The organism is Pseudoflavonifractor phocaeensis (assembly GCF_016901955.1).
In the GTDB taxonomy this organism is placed as follows: domain Bacteria; phylum Bacillota; class Clostridia; order Oscillospirales; family Oscillospiraceae; genus Flavonifractor; species Flavonifractor phocaeensis_A.
In genome coordinates this window covers 1-17,205 of record NZ_JACJLC010000063.1, presented here as the reverse complement: position 1 = coordinate 17,205, position 17,205 = coordinate 1, and the positions used below count along the sequence as shown (strand labels likewise).

Sequence of the window (17,205 nt, the reverse complement as noted above, 5' to 3'; positions counted from 1 at the left end):
TGCTTGGATGCAGCCATGCACATCCCAGATATCCTGTTTGGTGACTATGAAATAGCAACGCTCCCCGACAGTTTCTCCGCAGCCTTCTTTGGCTGGTTAGCTATGGAGTTTTTTCTGTTTATTCTGCTGCCTAGCAACGACCATTCTGAAGACGACCAGTGATCTGGTATCCCACCTTCACCTGTGACATAGATCTCACATATGAATTGAGAACCGCTGAGTGACTTATCTAAAAAGCAGTTCACGGCAGGCAAAGAGAAGCGGTTTCCCACATATGCTGAACAAAAGGAGGGAAGACACATGAGAAGAAAGGGTTTGCCTGTTGTGCATTGCACTTACTGCAATACTGAAAAAAGTATCTCTGAGATTTTGGAAGAGTCTTTTCGACTTTATCTTGGCCACATGCTTGCCACAATGGAGTATCCCATTGTACAATGTAAGCGATGAATGGCCGCTTATCTCAGGAGGTATGACATGTACTTAGAGATAAGCAATCCCATGGATTACCATGCGGCTTTATACATCAGATTGTCAAAGGAGGATGAGAGTGAGGGACCATCCCAGAGTGTCCAGAACCAAGAGTCCCTGCTGCGAGAGTTTGTGCAGAAGCACCGGCTGAGCGTCTACGATACCTATGTGGACGACGGCTGGAGCGGCACAAACTTCGACCGCCCGGATTTTCAGCGGATGATCTCCGACATCGAAGCAAAGAAGGTCAACATGGTCATCACCAAGGATCTCTCCCGTCTGGGCCGCGATTACATCATGACCGGCCACTACATGGAGCGGTACTTCCCGGAGCACCGGGTGCGGTACATCTCCCTGCTGGACGGCATCGACACCGGCGTGGACTCCACCGCCAACGACATCACCCCCTTCCGGGCCATCATGAACGACATGTACGCCAAGGACATCTCCAAGAAGATCAAGAGCGTCAAGCGGGATAAGCAGCGGAAGGGGCAGTTCATCGGCGGCAAGCCGGTGTATGGCTACAAGATACACCCAACGGAGAAAAACAAGATCGTCATTGACGAAGAAGTAGCGCCCGTTGTCCAGCGGATCTTTTCCTTAGCCCTCTCCGGTATGAGCTGCCGAACCATTGCTGTCCTCCTCAACCAGGAAAGGGTGCCCACCCCGGCCACTTACGCAGGCATCCCGGTAGCAAGAGCCGGTCCCTACACGGGCCTGTGGAGCAGTGAACGGATCTCCGACATGCTGCAAAACGAGACCTACATCGGTAACATGGTCCAGGGGCGAAGTGTGAAGATCAGCTACAAATCGAAGAAGTGTCTGAAACAAAACCCGTCCGACTGGGTGGTGGTGGAGGGCACCCACGCGCCCCTGGTAGACGTGGAAACCTTTCGGAAGGTGGGGATGCTGCTCAAAAGCCGCAGGCGCACCCGGAGCCGAACCTACGACTTCCTGCTGAAAGGGCTGATCTTCTGCCATGAGTGCGGCTATCCTCTGGCGGTTATCAACCGGAAAAACGCCAGGGGAGAGGATGTGCTGTACTTTGTCTGCCGCACCTACCAGCGTTTCACCAAAGCAGGCGTTTGCACCTGCCACTCCATCAAAGAGAAGACAGTGACCGACGCGGTGATCGCCAAGGTGCGGGAGGTCTGCCGAGCATATCTAACCCCCAACAAGCTGCTGCCGGTGGCCCGGGAAGCCGTGGAAAACGCCAGAAAGCAAAACAGTCTGGAGATGGAGATCCAGATGCTCCAGTCCAAGATCGACAGCCTCACTGCCAATCTGGACCGAATGTACACCGACCGGCTTAACGGATTGCTGCCCGAGGCGGATTTCCAGCGCATCTTCGGCCGGATCAAACTGGAGCGGGAGCAGTTGGAGGAAAAACGGCAGGCCCTGGAGTTTCAGAAAAAAAGCCCAGTCCGCAGTGAGGACAGGGCCAGGGAACTGGTACAACGGTTCATCGAGACAGCAGGGGAGAGCCGGGAACTGCTGGTCAGCCTCATCGAGCGGGTAGAGCTCACTGAGGACAAGGAAGTTATTATAAAATTCCGTTTCGCCCAACTGGACGAAATGGCGGAAATCTATGTGCCACAAGGGTTTGCGCCGTTTTAGACGGCGTAGTTTTCTGAGGCAGAATCGCTTACAATAGCCGAGGTGCTATGTATCCCGTATTGAAAAAAAAGCGTTGAAAAAGCTTCAGGAAGCCATGGAGATAGGGGAGATATCAAGAGAGCGGACGCATGAAAATTAGAAAGACAAAAATTTTTTTAATTTGAAAAAAAGCACTTGCAATTAGAAAGTAATTCTGCTATTATAACAATAACAATAATAATTACTATTAAAAGAAAGCGAGGTGGCGCATGAACGGCAAACGCTACTCCCGTCAGCGGGAACTGATCTATGAAACCCTAAGGAATACCGACCAGCATCCCACCGCGGAGATGGTATATCAATGGCTAAAGCCGGATAACCCTAGCTTGAGCTTGGGCACGGTATACCGGAACCTAAACCTGCTGGCAGACGAGGGAGCGATTACCCGAATGGCCTTCCCGGTTGAGCGGTATGATGCCAATGTGGAGCCCCACTCCCATTTCCGTTGTCAGGTATGCGGCGGTGTATTTGATTTGGAGCTGCCCTATGATGCCGCTCTGGATCAGCAGGCCTTGATGGCCAGTGGCCACGATGTCAGCGGCCACGAGTTGATTTTTCACGGAACTTGTGTAAAATGTAAGACGACCCATTGATTATGTCCTTATAACCGGATAAAATAATAGCATAAGTAAATAAATAGATGAAAGGAAGTATTATTATGGAATTCAAGCTGTATCGTTGTGCCCATTGTGGTAATGTCATTTTCAAGGTCGTTGACAAGGGCGTGCCCGTCATGTGCTGCGGCCAGAAGATGGAGGAGGTCGCCCCCAACACCACCGACGCCGCTGTGGAGAAGCATGTCCCCGTGGTGGAGAAAACCGCCCATGGCAGTGGTAGTTCTGTTACTGTGAAGGTTGGCGGGGTTGAGCATCCTATGCTCCCTGAACACTATATCACCATGATCGCTGTGGTGGACGGCGACACCGTAACCATGAAGTTCCCCAAGCCCGGCGACGCCCCCGAGCTGAAAACCTTCTGCCGGAGCGAGAAGGTGGAGGCTTACGAGATCTGCAATCTCCACGGGATCTGGAAGGGCGAGGGCTGAGCTCTGCGTATAAAACAGACTGATTTAGAAAGGATGGACGTTATGGAACTGAAAGGCAGCAAGACTGAGGCCAATCTCTGGAAAGCGTTTGCCGGGGAGAGCATGGCCCGCAATAAGTACACCTACTTTGCCAGCAAGGCCAAGAAAGAGGGCTATGAGCAGATTGCGGCCATCTTTGAGGAGACTGCCGGAAATGAGAAGGAGCACGCCAAACTGTGGTTCAAGGAGCTGAACGGTATTGGCGACACCAAGGCCAACCTGAAGGCCGCCGCCGCCGGTGAGAATGAGGAGTGGACCCAGATGTATCGGGAAATGGCCGATACCGCCCGGGAAGAGGGCTTTGAAAAGCTGGCTTTCCTGTTCGAGGGTGTGCTCAAGATCGAGAAGGAGCATGAGGAACGCTATCTGACCCTGCTGAAGAACCTGGAGGAGGGCGTGGTGTTCAAGCGGGACGACGAGTATATGTGGAAGTGCCGCAACTGCGGCCACATCCACTTCGGCAAAGAGGCCCCCGAAGTGTGCCCCGTGTGCGCCCATCCCCAGGCCTACTTTGAGATTCGGGCCATCAACTACTAAGCAAGCAGAAACGTGCCCGCCGCTGCACAGCGGCGGGCACGTTTGATGTACCGAGAAAGGGAGCTTATGGAGAGGAAGATCCAGATCATCCGCAGCAGAAGACGGACCATGGCCCTGGAGATCCGGGAAGATCTGACGGTGGTGGTGCGGGCGCCGGTGGGTCTGTCGGAGGAGGTCATCCGCCGCTTTCTGCGGGAGAAGGAGGAGTGGATCACCGCCCATCTGGCCCGAATGGAGGCCCGGCAGCAGAACTCCGCTCCCGGCTTTACCCGGCAGGAGGTGGAGACCCTGATTGATCGGGCTCTGGCGGATATCCCCGCCCGGGTGGCCCAATTTGCCCCGTTGCTGGGGGTGGACTATGGGCGGATCGCGATCCGAAACCAGGTGTCCCGATGGGGGAGCTGTTCTTCCAAAGGCAATCTGAATTTCAACTGCCTGCTGATGCTGTGTCCGCCGGAGGTGGTGGACTATGTGGTGGTTCATGAGCTATGTCACCGCAGGCATATGGACCACTCCGTCGCCTTCTGGGGGGAGGTGGAGCGGGTGCTCCCCGATTACAAGGCTCGCCGGGCCTGGCTGAAGGAGCGGGGCGGAGTCCTGATTCAGCGGATGCGAAACATGAAAGACCCATAAAAAATGGAGCTGCACGAGGCAGCTCCATTTTTTAAGCTCAGAACAGATGGATTTGGGTGATCAGGCCAGAGAACACAATAGAGACAGTGGAGCACAGCTTGATCAGGATATTCAGGGAGGGGCCAGAGGTGTCTTTGAAGGGATCGCCCACGGTGTCGCCGATGACGGCGGCCTTGTGGCAGTCGGAGCCCTTACCGCCGTGGTGGCCGGCCTCGATGTACTTCTTGGCGTTGTCCCAGGCGCCGCCGGCGTTGGACATGAACACGGCTACCACAAAGCCGGTAACAGTGACGCCGCCCAACAGGCCCACAACAGCCTCAGCGCCCAGAATCAGACCGGTGATAACGGGAACGATGATAGCCAACAGAGAAGGGATGACCATCTCGTGGAGAGCGCCCTTGGTGCACAGGTCCACGCAGGAGGCGTAGTCGGGATCAGCCTTGCCCTCCATGATGCCGGCGATCTCCTTGAACTGGCGGCGGACCTCCACCACGATGGACTGGGCGGCCCGCTGCACGCCGCTCATGGTAAGGGCGGCGAACACAAAGGTGAGCATAGCGCCTACGAACAGGCCTACCAGGACGGCGGGATTGGTGAGGGAGAGGTCCAGGGCGGCGACTTTACCCTCCACCACGTCCACGTAAGACACCAGGAGAGCCAAAGCGGTGAGGGCGGCGGAGCCGATGGCGAAGCCCTTGCCGGTTGCGGCGGTGGTGTTGCCCAGGGAGTCCAAAGCGTCAGTGCGGTTGCGCACCTCTTCACCCAAGCCGCTCATCTCGGCGATACCGCCGGCGTTGTCGGCCACGGGACCATAGGCGTCGGTGGCCAGGGTGATGCCCAGAGTAGACAGCATTCCCACAGCGGCGATGCCGATACCGTAGAGACCCTTGGAGAAGGCAGCGTCATAGAGAGCGGCGTCGGCGGTGGACAGGGAGCCACCGGCAGCCAGGAAGGATACAATGATGGCCACGCCAATGATAACAATGGGGGCAGCGGTAGACAGCATGCCCAGGGAGATGCCGCCGATGATGGTGGTGGCGGCGCCAGTTTCGGTGGAATCGGCCAGACCCTGGGTAGGCTTATAGGTATCAGAGGTGTAGTACTCGGTGAAGTAGCCGATGGCACAGCCCGCGATCAAGCCCGCCAGGATAGAGATATAGGGACCCCAGGAGCCCATGATGAAATAGGTGATGGGGGCGGCGGCGATAGCAGCCAGAACGGCGGCGGTATACGTACCTTTGCGGAGGGTGGCCAGCAGGGATTTCTGGGTAGCGTTTTCCTTGGTGCGGATCAGGAAGCTGCCCAGCACAGAGCAGACCACGCCCACCACGGCGATGACCAGGGGGAGCAGTATGGCGTTCCAGGTCAGGTTCTCAGAGGCGTAGGCGGCAGCGCCCAGGGCAAAGGTAGCCAGGATGGAGCCCACGTAGGACTCGTACAGGTCGGCGCCCATGCCGGCTACGTCGCCCACGTTGTCGCCCACGTTGTCGGCGATGGTGGCGGGATTGCGGGGGTCGTCCTCGGGAATGCCGGCCTCCACCTTGCCCACCAAGTCAGCGCCTACGTCGGCGGCCTTGGTGAAGATACCGCCGCCTACGCGGCCGAACAGAGCCATAAAGGAAGCGCCCATGCCGAACATGACCATGGTCTGGGCGATCTTAGGGGCCTCAAAGCCAGCGATGTACTTGAGGATATGGAACCAGATGGACACGTCCAGCAGGCCCAGGCCCACCACGGTGAAGCCCATGACGGCGCCAGAGGAGAAGGCCACGTTCAGACCACGGTTCAGGCTCTCGTGGGCGGCGTTAGCGGTACGGGCGTTGGCGGAGGTGGCGATCTTCATGCCGATAAAGCCGGCCAGACCGGAGTAGATTCCGCCAGTGAGGAAAGCAAAGGGGATAAACCAGTTGTCCAGCATGTCGCGCCAGGCCAGCAGCAGCAGGATCACAAAGACGATGACAAAGATCTTCGCTACCGTGGTGTACTGGCGTTTCAGGTAGGCGTTGGCGCCTTTTCGGATGGAGGCGGCCAACTTCTGCATCAGTTCGGTGCCTTCGGAGAATCTCAGCACCTTCTTGGCTTGGACTACGGCGAAGAGGAGCGCTATGGCAGCACCAACCAAACCGAGCCAAAAGAGGTTCTCATACATGGTTCCCAACTCCTTTTTTCGGGAAAGACTTGCTGCGCAAGGGCTCCCCGCTTTTTCAGACAAATATATAATAAACCATGCCGTATGCTTTTGGCAAGTCTAATCAAAAAAGAAAGCGTCAAATCCTTGGATTTGACGCTTTCCACAAAGGTAAACTGATGAGTCAGGAACGTTTCCATGCATTTCCGCTAAAGAGCACCAGAATAGGAAGGATCTCCAGACGGCCTATGATCATGCACATGGAAAGCACCAGCTTGGAGAAACCGGAGAAGATGGAGAAGTTACCCATGGGGCCCACCATCTCCAGGCCGGGGCCGATATTGCCGATGCAGGTTACCACTGCAGTGAAGGTGGTGCCGAAGGAGTAGTTGTCCACCGATACAAGCAGGGTGGCTCCCAACGTGATGAGCATATAGGCGGCGAAGAAAATATGAACGGAGCGTAGGCTGTTCTCGTCCATGACCTTTCCGTCCAGCTTGACCACATTGACTGCTCTGGGGTGGATGACCTGGCGGATCTCCCGGTGGATGCACTTGAAGAGAAGAAGCACCCGGGAACACTTGATGGCGCCGCCTGTAGAGCCAGCGCAAGCTCCGATAAACATGAGCAGTACCAGCAGCACTCTGGAGAACTCTGGCCAGAGGTTAAAGTCGGTGCTGGCAAAGCCAGTGGTAGAGATAACGGTGCCCACCTGGAAAGCAGCATGACGGATGGATTCTCCCAGGGTATTGTAGAGAGGACTGATGTTGACGGTGATAAGTACAACGCTTATTGCTACCACGGCAAGAAAGAACCGCAGCTCATCGCTGCGCAGAGCCTGGCGCACCTTGCCACAGAGTATGAGAAAATACAAGGAAAAGTTGACCGAGAACAGCAGCATAAAGATGGTGATAATGATTTCAATGGCGGGGCTGCCGTAAGCGGCGATCGAGAGGTTCTTGGTGGAAAAACCGCCGGTGCCTGCGGTGGCAAAGGCGTGAACGATGCTGTCGTACCAGGGCATACCTGCCAGTCGAAGGCAGATGACCTGAATAGCGGTGAGTGCGCAATAGATTCCGTAGAGAATTTTGGAGGACTGACTGCTCTTGGGTACCAGCTTGCTTACCACCGGGCCGGGACTCTCCGCCTTCATCAGGTGGAGGGTGCGGGCTCCCAGGCTGGGAAGCAGGGCGATGGTGAGGATGAGCACTCCCATGCCTCCCAGCCAGTGGGTGAAGGAGCGCCAGAACAGGATGCCGTAGGGCAGGGGCTCTACCGCCGTCAGGATGGAAGAACCGGTGGTGGTGAAGCCGGAAACCGATTCAAAGAAGCAGTCGATATAAGTGGGGAAATAGCCGCTGAAGTAAAAGGGAAGGGCGCCGAAAGCTCCCATCAGCAGCCAGATCAGGGCGACGGCAAAAAATCCCTCACGCGTAAAGAAATGGTCGTCGCTTTTCAGCAGAGAGAGGAGAAAGCCTACCACCATCATCAACGGGATGGTGATGAGGAAAGGGGTGGGGTCCTCCTGGTAGAGCAGGCTCACCAGCATTGGGATCAGCATGGCCATGGCACCCACCATAAGGGTCTTGCCCGTGACCTTAAATACCAGTCTGAAATTCATTGTACAGCCCCCAGATCCAGCATGGATTCGTCATAGATATCGTTGAGATCCAGGATGCCGTGGTTGCGGGAGACCAGGATAACGGTATCACCGGCGGTGATGGAGGAGGAGCCGTCGGGGATGATAATCTGCCCCTCGTGGACCAGCACGGCAATGAGAATGCCCTTTTTCAGCCGCAGGTCCTTCAGGGGTACCCCACGGTTATGGGTGGTCTCATTGGCGATGAACTCCAGAGCCTCGGCATGGCCGTCACAGATTTTGTACAGTGCGGTCATGACGCTGCCCTTTGAGTTCTGAATGCCCCGAACCACCTGGAGGATCTGACTTGCTGTGATGAGCTTGGGGGAGATAATACTGTCCAGGCCGGCGGCGTGGGCAATGCCGGCGTAGTTCTGGCGGTTGGACTTGGCCACCACCTTGGTGACTCCCTGCTGCACGGCGTAGAGAGAGATGATCAGGTTGTCCTCGTCCCGGTCGGTGAGGGAGATAAAGGCGTCGGAGGCCATGGCGTTTTCCTCCTCCAGCAGCTCCTGGTCGGTGCCGTCTCCGTGGATGACCATGGCCTGGGGGAGCACGTCGCTGAGGTGGAGGCAGCGGTCCATGTCCCGCTCCACGATCTTCACCCTCATCCCCAGCTTCAGCAGGATGGCAGTGAGGTAATGGGAGATGCGGCCACCGCCCACAATAAAGGCGCTGTGGAGCTTGGAGGTATGGCGGCCCAGCAGCCGGAAAAAGGCGTTGAGGCCGGCGGGCTGGCCCACCAGGTAGAGCCGGTCTCCCACCTGGGGGGTGAAGGAGCCGTCAGGAATAATTACCTCTCCATCCTCCCGTTCAGCAGCGCAGATGAGCATGGGCAGGTTGCGGATCTTACCGGTCTGGGCGGATAGAGGCTGGTTGGCGATAAAGTCCCCCTCCCGTACCCGGAAGCCCATCAGCTCTACCCGGCCCCGGCAAAAGGTCTCGATATTGGTGGCGGTGGGAAACCGGAGCAGCCGGGAGATCTCCACGGCGGTTGCGTTCTCCGGATTGATAGCCAGGTCGATGCCAAGCTCCTTCTTCCGCTTGGACAGGTCCATAGCGTACTCCACGTTACGTACCCGGGCGATGGTGAATTTCGCCCCTAGCTGCTTGGCGGTCAGGCAGCAGATCATGTTGACCTCATCCATGCTGGTGGCGGCGATGATCACATCGGCGGAGTGGGCCCCCGCCTCCATCAGAGCGGAGATGGAGGCACCGTTGCCCTTCACGCACATAACGTCCAGTGCCTCGGATGCCCGGCGAAGGGCGTCGTCTCTGGTATCGATGACGGTGACGTTGTGCTCCTCCTGGGAGAGGTGCTCGGCCAGGGTATAGCCCACCTTTCCGTCGCCCACAATGATAATTTTCAAACTGCACTCATCCTTTCGGAGTTAAAACGGGAAGGCTCCCGTATGCGTTTAGACACATCTTAACCCATACTATCATATTATGCAAGATATTCTTTGCTCTTTTGGAAAATAGGCGGGGACCGCCGCAGCGGCCCCCGCCAGAGTGACAAGGTGATTCAATTGACAGAGCGGTCACACGGTCCATTCACCGTGGATCAGGCCAACCAGATACCACTGGTTTTCCCAAATTTCGAACACAAGCTTGAGAGAGCACCAGTCAAAGCCGTTTTTTTCCGGGTCCAGGCCGGGGAAGTGGTACTCCACGAACCGGCCGTCCGGGTAGGCCGCCGCCACGTTTTCCAGGGCGTTTCCGCTGATGGTCACCTGGTCCACCGCCATGGTGGGTGCGGCGGTATAGTCGGCGTTAAATACATAACGCTGGAAATATTGGGAGCCGGTAGCTTGGATGGGCTTTCCGGAGCCGTCAAAGACCCCCCACAGGTAGATGGTCTCATCCTGGCCCAGGCCGGCGATTTGCCGTTGGTCCAGGGTTAGGTTGCAACTGAGGTCCACGGTGGAGTAGGGGGTGAAGGTAACGCCCCGGATGGGGTGTACCAGGCTGGACAGAGCGGCATAGTCCTGCTCTTTCAGGGCCTCCAGCACCTGTCCGGCCCGATCCAGCAATTGCTGGTCGTCGGTGGGGTCCAGGGGGTTCTCCTCTGCGGGAGGGGAGTAATAGCGGTTGGCACGGCTCAGGTCGGCGGTGGCAATGGCCGACAGGGAGGTGGCCTGGGCCTGAGTGGGAGAGAGCCTTCCTGAGCCGATCAGCAGCCCCAGTGTCAGTCCACAGACCAGCGCCAGCACCGCAAGAAGGATCGCCCGTTTCATGGTTTTGCCTCCTATGATCCTGACAGATAGGTCAGCCGCCATAGCGGCGGCGCCCCGTGCCATTGTCGCGGCTTGGGGTAACCTTATTTTAAAAGGGATCGTTAAAAAATGCAACAACAAATCTTTACAGCTATCGGCCTGCTTTGTGCACCTTGTGGAACCTGATGCCATATGCTATAATCTGAACAGGACAGCCAGTGAGAAAGGAGGCTTCTCCATGCAGGAACGAACGGTGCAGTTTCACATCAGGTGTCAGGCGGGAGACGTGGGCCGGTATTGCCTGCTGCCCGGTGATCCCGGCCGATGCGAGAAAATCGCGGCTTATTTTGACCATCCGGTGCTGATCGGCTCCAACCGGGAGTATACCGTCTATACTGGCTCCCTACTGGGGGAGAAGGTTAGCGTGTGCTCCACTGGCATCGGCGGGCCGTCGGCGGCCATCGCCATGGAGGAGCTCCACAACATCGGAGCGGACACCTTTATCCGGGTGGGCACCTGCGGGGGTATTGCCCTGCCGGTGAAGAGCGACGACGTGGTCATTGCCACCGGGGCGGTGCGCCATGAGGGGACCAGTCGGGAGTACGCCCCCATCGAGTTCCCCGCCGTGTCAGACTATGAGGTGCAGGAAGCCCTGGTTCAGGCGGCCAAGCAGCTAGGCAAGCCCTGGCACGCCGGGGTGGTTCAGTGCAAGGATTCCTTTTACGGCCAGCACAGTCCCGCCCGGATGCCGGTGGCCCAGGAGCTGCTGTACAAGTGGGAGGCCTGGAAGCGGCTGGGGGTGCTGGCTTCCGAGATGGAGTCGGCCGCCCTGTTCTGCTGCGCCGCCGCCCTGGGGGTGCGGTGCGGGGCCTGCTTCCACGTGATCTGGAACCAGGAGCGGGAGGCCGCCGGACTGGACCAGGCGGAGAGCCACGACCTGTCCGCCGCCCTGGAGGTGGGTATTGAGGCGGTGAAGCTGCTCATCCAGGCGGATCGATAGAAAAATGGGGAAAAATGCCGTGGGAGAATTTCCACGGCATTTTTTGCGCCCGTCCGAAACCATAGACCAGGATTCTGGTATATGATAGGTGAAAGCGGCTTTCAAAGAATATCGGGAGATATTACCTATGAATGTTTCATATTAGGAAAACACACTGCCAGAAATGGTGTGGCGGGCATCAGCCCGCCGCGGCGGGAATTTCAGAAATGTTAATTTCAATGTATTCGGCAATTCTGCGAAACTCGTCAGCAAACTTGAATTTCACGCTGATATTGCCGTTTTCGTAAACCTTGATGTAGTTTACAAGATCAATGAGGATTTCCCGGTTGAGCGTTTCAATGTTCTGGTGTTTCTTAAAGGCCACCAGCGCCGGATGCTCGCTGTCAACGCCGTTTGCCAGTTCCGCCCGTTCAGCGGTCAGCCGCTCCAGCACATCGGAGATGGAGCTTATTTGCCGTTCATAGTCAGCCTTCATTGTCCGGTAGTCCTGTTGGGTAATTTCCCCGTCTTTCCAGTCTTGATAAAGAGACTGTTTGTAGTGGGTAATTTTCGCCAGTTCCTTTTCCTTTGCGGCAATCAGATCATCCAGTCGGAATGACTGGTTTTTTTTGACTGGAGCCGAGTTGATACGGGCAAGTATCTCCGAAAAGGAAACGGCCAGATGTACCTGTTGACGGACGGCAAACAGGACGGCGGCCTCCAGCCGCTCATGCATGATTGAGTGCATGGAGCAGGCAGTCCGGGAGCGGTATTTGTAGGTAGAGCAGGCGTAATACACATTTTTCCCGCTCTGGCTCCGTGTACTGGATTTTTCGCAATCCGCACAGCGGAGAAAACCGCTGAACAGATGGAGCTCCTTTTTCCGTGGGGCCGTCCGGGTGTCCCGTTTCAACAGAGCCTGCACCTTTTCAAAGGTTTCCCGGTCTATAATCGCCTCGTGGGTATCGGCCACCCGCACCCATTCATCCTCCGGCACCGTCTCAATCTCATGTACCTTATAGCTTTTCACACGGCGGCGGCCCTGTACCAAATCCCCGGTATAAATCGGGTTGGTAAGAATGTTTGTAAGCACCCGATCTCCCCACATGGGATTATCTGATACCGAACAGGAATAGGGCAGGCCCTTATTTTTTCGGTAGGTTGTCGGGCTGGGGATGCCGTGGTCGTTTAGGTGGTAGACGATAGCCCGCCTTGTTTCTCCTTGCAAAGTCTTGTTATAAATGAGCTTTACAATCTCGGCGGCCTCGGGATCGACAATCAACTGGTGTTTGTCTTTCGGATCTTTTATGTAGCCATAGGGAGCAAAGGAGCCGATGTACTGGCCGTTGCGCCGCTTATAGTCAAACACCTGGCGGATTTTCTTTGAAGTCTGATAGCAGTATTGATCGTTCATTACATTTGTAATCGGAACAATAATGCTGGAAACGCTGTCCGGGTTGAGGTAGCTGTCCACATTTTCAGCAAGACTGATAAAACGGACGCCCATCTGCACAAACAGGTTGTCAATCAGACTTCCCGCATCGCTGTAATTCCGGGCAAAACGGGAAAGGTCTTTTACCACAACACAGTTGATTTTCCCACTCATTACATCGGCCAGAAGCCGCTGGAAATTTTCGCGGTTGGCATCCGTCCCCGTGTGTCCATCGTCCACATATTCGGAAACGCTTTCAAATTCCTCAATGTGCTTTTGGTAAAAATCATTCAGCAGGTCGCGCTGGTTTTTAACGCTGTTGCTATCGTCTTTTCCTTTTTTCAAATCTTCTTTGGAAAGCCGGATATATTCGCCCAGCCGCCAGCGCCGGATCGTATAAGAGGGAGAGAAACTCTGTTGAAACCCTCTGTTTTTTGTTCGTGACATTGTTCCTCCTTCCCTATCACATTACGTGCCGATTGCGAAACTGCGGAAACACTTGAAGAACAAGGGATTCCGGAGACGCAAAGCACCTGATTTTCCTCCGGTTTTGCGGTATAATTGAAGTGAAAAGCAACAAAGGACCAGACCAAAACCGGAGGAAAAATCATGCGGAATAAATGTGTGCAGATGTCGCTGTACGACACCTACAAGTGTGTGGCCGCCAGCATGGAGGACGATAAGCCGAAGTTGTTCCGACAACTGGACGAACACATTGATTGGGATTCGTTGATTCCGGCCAGATTTTACCTGGCGTTTTACCGGAATATCGGAAGGCCGAGGAAATATCCTCTGGTGGCGTTCCTGAAAAGTTTGGTACTGCAAAAGATATTCGGCTATGTGAATGACAGTGTTTTGCTGGTCACGCTGCGCCACAGCCGGGAAATGCGGAACTTCTGTGGGTTTGAAAAGGTGCCTGATGCCGCGAAACTCACCAGATTCAAGCAGGACTTCCTGCCATATATCATGGAAGTCTTTGAGCGGCTGGTGGAACTGACGGAGCCGATTTGCCGGGAGATGGATGCGGAGCTCGCTGGCTCCCTGATTTATGACACCACCGGGATTGAAAGCTATGTTGCGGAAAACAATCCCAAATTCTTTTCTGCAAAGCTGCGACAGGCGAAGCTCATGACGAAAACAAATCCAGATAGCATAGCGTCCAGCATCCGGCAGTACATGACCTTTGCGGTGCTGCTGACTGGAAATCCTGTCAACGCTCTGGGAAATGGCATACAGGGCGGCAATGGTGTGTCTATCGTCATAAATTCAAAATTCATTCGGTGTGTTCCTCCTTTTTCTTTGCTCGTTTGGATAAATAACGGGGGCAGTCAATCACAACCGCCCGGGAGCTCTGCTTGCACCCATGCTGGCATTTCCGGCATAATTCGTTGTAAGTGACACGCCCCCGGTCATTGAGGTAAAAGGAAAGCTCATGCTTCCTCTTTTTGCTCATTCTCGGCATATTGCGCTTCCTCCCGTTTTAGTGTATGGTTTCGGGGCGATTTTGGGAAAAATTACAGCCATAGAGCCGCCTAAAATCTCCCGAAGTATCAGCGATAGGGTAGACTATCCCCCTATCAGATTGTCGTGTTTCGGTATCATTTCGGTGTCAGTTCGCCAGTTCTCCCCGGTGTCGTTCCTCCCCTGAATCTCACAGCGGCGTATCACTCCCTTTGGTATGCTCGTTTCGGTCAGGGTTCCTCCACATCCCTGCCAAAAGTCATGGCACTACATCGCTGGGGAAGCATATCCTTTCCTACGGCACCAACCAGGTGGGGGACCCCCAGCTGTACAAGGTGGTCCAGGCCCATACCAGCCAGGCCGACTGGCTGCCCGGCCAGGGCACCGACAGCCTGTACGACGCCTTCGGACTGAACCAGGCGGGCTATCCTGTGTGGAGCCAGCCCACCGGGGCCCATGACGCTTACAACAAGGGAGACATTGTGGACTACAACGGCACCCTGTACCGCTCCCTCATTGGCGGGAATACCTGGGCCCCTGACGCCTACCCGGCGGGGTGGGAACTCTACACAGAGTGAGGAGGAAGCAATGAGTAAAACCATCTGTATCGACCCCGGCCATTGGCCCGGCAGCGTGAACTGCGCTCCGGATAAGTCCTACTGGGAGTACGAGTTCACATGGGACATGTACACCCGGCTGAAACCGCTGTTCGAAAAGCAGGGCTTTGCCGTGGTTGGCACCCCAACCGAGCAGGAAAACCCGTCCCTGACTGCCCGGGCCACCGTGTCCAACAAGGCGGGGGCTGACCTGTTCCTGTCCATCCACTCCAACGCCGTCAGCGGCGGGTGGATGTCCCCCAAGGGGTTCGTGGCCTACACCTCCAGTGGCCCGGAGACCGCTGAGCGAAATCGGGCGGCGGTCAACATCCTCAATGCCGTTCACGAGGCCGGGATAACCTTGTTTGGAACCGGGAAACCCTATCACGCCCTGTTTACCGTCCTGACCGCCACCACCGCCCCTGCCGTGCTGCTGGAGTGCGGGTTTCACACCAACCGTGACGAGGTGGCTCTGCTGAAAAACGAGGTGTACCGGGACCGGCTGGCTTCCGCCATTGTTACTGGCGTGCTGGGCTATTTTGGCGTGGAGCCCAAAGACCCTGAAAGCGGTCCGCCTGACCAACCCTCTTTTTGGGCGTCTACGGCGTGGTCCAACGCCTGTGCCAAGGGCATCTTTGACGGCAGTGACCCTCAGGGGCCTTTGACCCGGGAGCAGGCGGCGCTGGTGCTGGACCGGCTTGGCTTGGTTTAAAGGGAGGGGATCTTACATGGAGAATATCAACACATTTAAGGCCGCCCTGGCCGCCCTGGGAGCTGCCCTCACCTCCCTGTGGGGGTGGTTTGGCTGGGTGGTGCTGGCCTGGATCGGGCTCATGCTCATCGACTATATCACCGGCTCCGCCGCCGCCCTCCGGGCGGGGAAGTGGTCCAGCAGCACAGCCCGGGACGGCATTTGGCACAAGCTGGGCAGCGTGGTGGCCGTCATCGTCTCGGCCATCCTGGACGTGGTCATCGGCCACCTGCTGGCCAACGTGCCGGGGGTGGAGCTGCCCTTCACCTACTCGGTGCTCCTCTGCCCCCTGGTGGTCATGTGGTACATCCTCACCGAGGCCGGCTCCATCATTGAGAACGCCGGGGAGCTGGGGGCTCCCGTCCCCGCCTGGCTCACCAAAATGATCGCCGCCCTGGAGTCCACCGTAGACGAGGCGGGGGAATACATCAACAAAGATCAGTAGGATATCTGTGGAGTTCCACCACTATTTCCACCACCCAACTGCAAACGATTGATTGAAATTGACCCGTCAGAACAGGAAGAGACAAAAAGAAAAATCCCCGAAAGTACTTGAAACACAAGACTTTCGGGGATTTAACCTATGGCAGCGGGAGAAGGATTCGAACCCTCACATACAGAGTCAGAGTCTGCTGTGCTACCCTTACACAATCCCGCTAACTTGTTTGGCGCTCTCGCTGAGCGCAGGTGTTATTATAGCAAACCTGCGAAAAAAGTCAAGAGGAAATTTCAAAAAAATCAAAAAATTTCTGGCGGTCCCGACGGGGGAGAAAGAGGAGAAGCGGAAATGGGAATGGGACGGGAAAACTTTTCCCATTTCAGGGATACCAACAGAAGGTGAAATATGGTATAATACCACTACATATAGTTAGCCCGCCCTCCGGCGGGCGCAAGACAATATTCAGAGGAGGTCTGCCGCTGTGAAATGTCCCTACTGTGCCCACCCGGAGAGTAAGGTTGTGGATTCCAGGCCCGCTGACGAAGGCTCCAGCATCCGCCGCCGCCGGGAGTGTCTGGCCTGCCACAAGCGATTTACCACCTATGAGACGATGGAGAGCCTGCCCCTGATGGTCATTAAAAAGGATGGGAGCCGCCAGACCTTTGATAAGACCAAACTGCTCAATGGCATGATCCGAGCCTGTGAAAAGCGCCCCGTATCCTTCAGTACCTTGGAACAGGTAGCCAACGAAATCGAACAAATCCTCCAGAACGAGATGGATCGGGAGATCCCTTCCGCCCGTATTGGGGAACTGGTGATGGAACGGCTGAAGGGAGTAGATGAGGTGGCCTATGTGCGTTTCGCTTCGGTTTACCGCCAGTTTAAGGATATCAGTACTTTTATGGAGGAGTTGAACAAGCTGCTGGCGGAGAAATAATTGACCTAATCCCCTGAAAAACGGCGGCTTGTCCGCCAAGTTTGACCCCAAACATGAGCGAGAGTGCGTTGGAAAAAATCCGACGCACCCTCGCTTTTTTCATCCCCTGATGCCGCAAAGCTGTTTTCAGAATTGATGCTGATTTTGTCCCGGTTTCGGCGTTGTTCAGCCGTAATAGCACAGAATCGTTGCAAATTCTGTTTCATGGCCGATACATGGCCCCGGGGGGATGGAGGGGGTCATAGGGGG

At 55.9% G+C, this 17,205-nt stretch carries 16 protein-coding genes, 1 tRNA gene and 1 pseudogene; 11 read left to right on the top strand and 7 right to left on the bottom strand.

Annotation, left to right across the window (positions count from 1 at the left end; genetic code table 11):
• Window positions 1-474 precede the first annotated feature (474 nt).
• The 5 genes from H6B51_RS12630 to H6B51_RS12610 all read left to right on the top strand — a co-directional run bounded on the left by H6B51_RS12630 (window position 475) and on the right by H6B51_RS12610 (window position 4,378).
• The gene (locus H6B51_RS12630; RefSeq protein ID WP_204884034.1) at window positions 475-2,085 is read left to right on the top strand and encodes a recombinase family protein; all 1,611 of its coding nucleotides are present in this window, start codon (window positions 475-477) and stop codon (window positions 2,083-2,085) included.
• A gap of 248 nt (window positions 2,086-2,333) precedes the next feature.
• Window positions 2,334-2,717: a Fur family transcriptional regulator gene (locus H6B51_RS12625; RefSeq protein ID WP_204884033.1), complete on the top strand. Its 384-nt coding sequence runs from the start codon at window positions 2,334-2,336 to the stop codon at window positions 2,715-2,717.
• Between the two features lie 65 nt (window positions 2,718-2,782).
• Window positions 2,783-3,169: a desulfoferrodoxin family protein gene (locus tag H6B51_RS12620; protein ID WP_204884032.1), complete on the top strand. Its 387-nt coding sequence runs from the start codon at window positions 2,783-2,785 to the stop codon at window positions 3,167-3,169.
• 42 nt (window positions 3,170-3,211) lie between these two features.
• Complete coding sequence (rbr, locus tag H6B51_RS12615) at window positions 3,212-3,745, top strand: rubrerythrin (protein WP_204884031.1); 534 nt, start codon at window positions 3,212-3,214, stop codon at window positions 3,743-3,745.
• 66 nt (window positions 3,746-3,811) lie between these two features.
• Window positions 3,812-4,378 carry a M48 family metallopeptidase gene (locus tag H6B51_RS12610; protein ID WP_243421291.1) on the top strand — a complete coding sequence of 189 codons (567 nt, stop codon included), beginning with the start codon at window positions 3,812-3,814 and terminating at the stop codon, window positions 4,376-4,378.
• A gap of 37 nt (window positions 4,379-4,415) precedes the next feature.
• On the opposite strand, the gene H6B51_RS12605 is transcribed toward H6B51_RS12610, so the two are convergent.
• The 4 genes from H6B51_RS12605 to H6B51_RS12590 form a co-directional block, all read right to left on the bottom strand.
• Window positions 4,416-6,527: a sodium-translocating pyrophosphatase gene (locus H6B51_RS12605; RefSeq protein WP_204884029.1), complete on the bottom strand. Its 2,112-nt coding sequence runs from the start codon at window positions 6,525-6,527 to the stop codon at window positions 4,416-4,418.
• 163 nt (window positions 6,528-6,690) lie between these two features.
• Window positions 6,691-8,127: a TrkH family potassium uptake protein gene (locus H6B51_RS12600; RefSeq protein WP_204884028.1), complete on the bottom strand. Its 1,437-nt coding sequence runs from the start codon at window positions 8,125-8,127 to the stop codon at window positions 6,691-6,693.
• Window positions 8,124-9,515: a Trk system potassium transporter TrkA gene (gene trkA, locus H6B51_RS12595; RefSeq protein ID WP_204884027.1), complete on the bottom strand. Its 1,392-nt coding sequence runs from the start codon at window positions 9,513-9,515 to the stop codon at window positions 8,124-8,126. Before trkA ends, H6B51_RS12600 begins: the two co-directional genes overlap by 4 nt.
• A 171-nt stretch (window positions 9,516-9,686) precedes the next feature.
• Complete coding sequence (locus tag H6B51_RS12590) at window positions 9,687-10,382, bottom strand: hypothetical protein (RefSeq protein WP_204884026.1); 696 nt, start codon at window positions 10,380-10,382, stop codon at window positions 9,687-9,689.
• A gap of 217 nt (window positions 10,383-10,599) precedes the next feature.
• On the opposite strand from H6B51_RS12590, the gene udp reads away from it, so the two are divergent.
• Window positions 10,600-11,361 carry a uridine phosphorylase gene (gene udp, locus H6B51_RS12585; RefSeq protein ID WP_204884025.1) on the top strand — a complete coding sequence of 254 codons (762 nt, stop codon included), beginning with the start codon at window positions 10,600-10,602 and terminating at the stop codon, window positions 11,359-11,361.
• A gap of 178 nt (window positions 11,362-11,539) precedes the next feature.
• Here udp and H6B51_RS12580 read toward each other — a convergent pair whose 3' ends face one another.
• Window positions 11,540-13,219 (bottom strand): recombinase family protein, encoded by a 1,680-nt coding sequence (locus H6B51_RS12580; RefSeq protein ID WP_204884024.1) that lies wholly within the window; start codon window positions 13,217-13,219, stop codon window positions 11,540-11,542.
• 162 nt (window positions 13,220-13,381) lie between these two features.
• Between H6B51_RS12580 and H6B51_RS12575 the strand changes: the two are divergent.
• Window positions 13,382-13,708, top strand: a pseudogene (locus H6B51_RS12575) (transposase); the annotation flags it as partial.
• 337 nt (window positions 13,709-14,045) lie between these two features.
• On the opposite strand, the gene H6B51_RS12565 reads toward H6B51_RS12575, so the two are convergent.
• Window positions 14,046-14,234 carry a hypothetical protein gene (locus tag H6B51_RS12565; RefSeq protein ID WP_204884023.1) on the bottom strand — a complete coding sequence of 63 codons (189 nt, stop codon included), beginning with the start codon at window positions 14,232-14,234 and terminating at the stop codon, window positions 14,046-14,048.
• Between the two features lie 211 nt (window positions 14,235-14,445).
• Here H6B51_RS12565 and H6B51_RS12560 point away from each other — a divergent pair, with 211 nt between their 5' ends.
• Genes H6B51_RS12560 through H6B51_RS12550 form a run of 3 tightly spaced genes read left to right on the top strand, consistent with a single transcriptional unit; the run spans window position 14,446 to window position 16,025 of the window.
• Complete coding sequence (locus H6B51_RS12560; protein WP_204884022.1) at window positions 14,446-14,811, top strand: carbohydrate-binding protein; 366 nt, start codon at window positions 14,446-14,448, stop codon at window positions 14,809-14,811.
• 10 nt (window positions 14,812-14,821) lie between these two features.
• Entirely contained in the window at window positions 14,822-15,541 is a 720-nt protein-coding gene (locus tag H6B51_RS12555; protein WP_204884021.1) for an N-acetylmuramoyl-L-alanine amidase family protein, read from the top strand.
• Window positions 15,542-15,557: 16 nt separating this feature from the next.
• Entirely contained in the window at window positions 15,558-16,025 is a 468-nt protein-coding gene (locus H6B51_RS12550) for a phage holin family protein (RefSeq protein WP_204884020.1), read from the top strand.
• Between the two features lie 139 nt (window positions 16,026-16,164).
• Here H6B51_RS12550 and H6B51_RS12545 read toward each other — a convergent pair.
• Window positions 16,165-16,238: transfer RNA gene (locus H6B51_RS12545), tRNA-Gln, on the bottom strand.
• 262 nt (window positions 16,239-16,500) lie between these two features.
• Here H6B51_RS12545 and nrdR point away from each other — a divergent pair.
• On the top strand, window positions 16,501-16,956 hold the full coding sequence (gene nrdR, locus H6B51_RS12540; protein ID WP_204884019.1) for a transcriptional regulator NrdR: 456 nt from the start codon (window positions 16,501-16,503) through the stop codon (window positions 16,954-16,956).
• Window positions 16,957-17,205 lie beyond the last annotated feature (249 nt).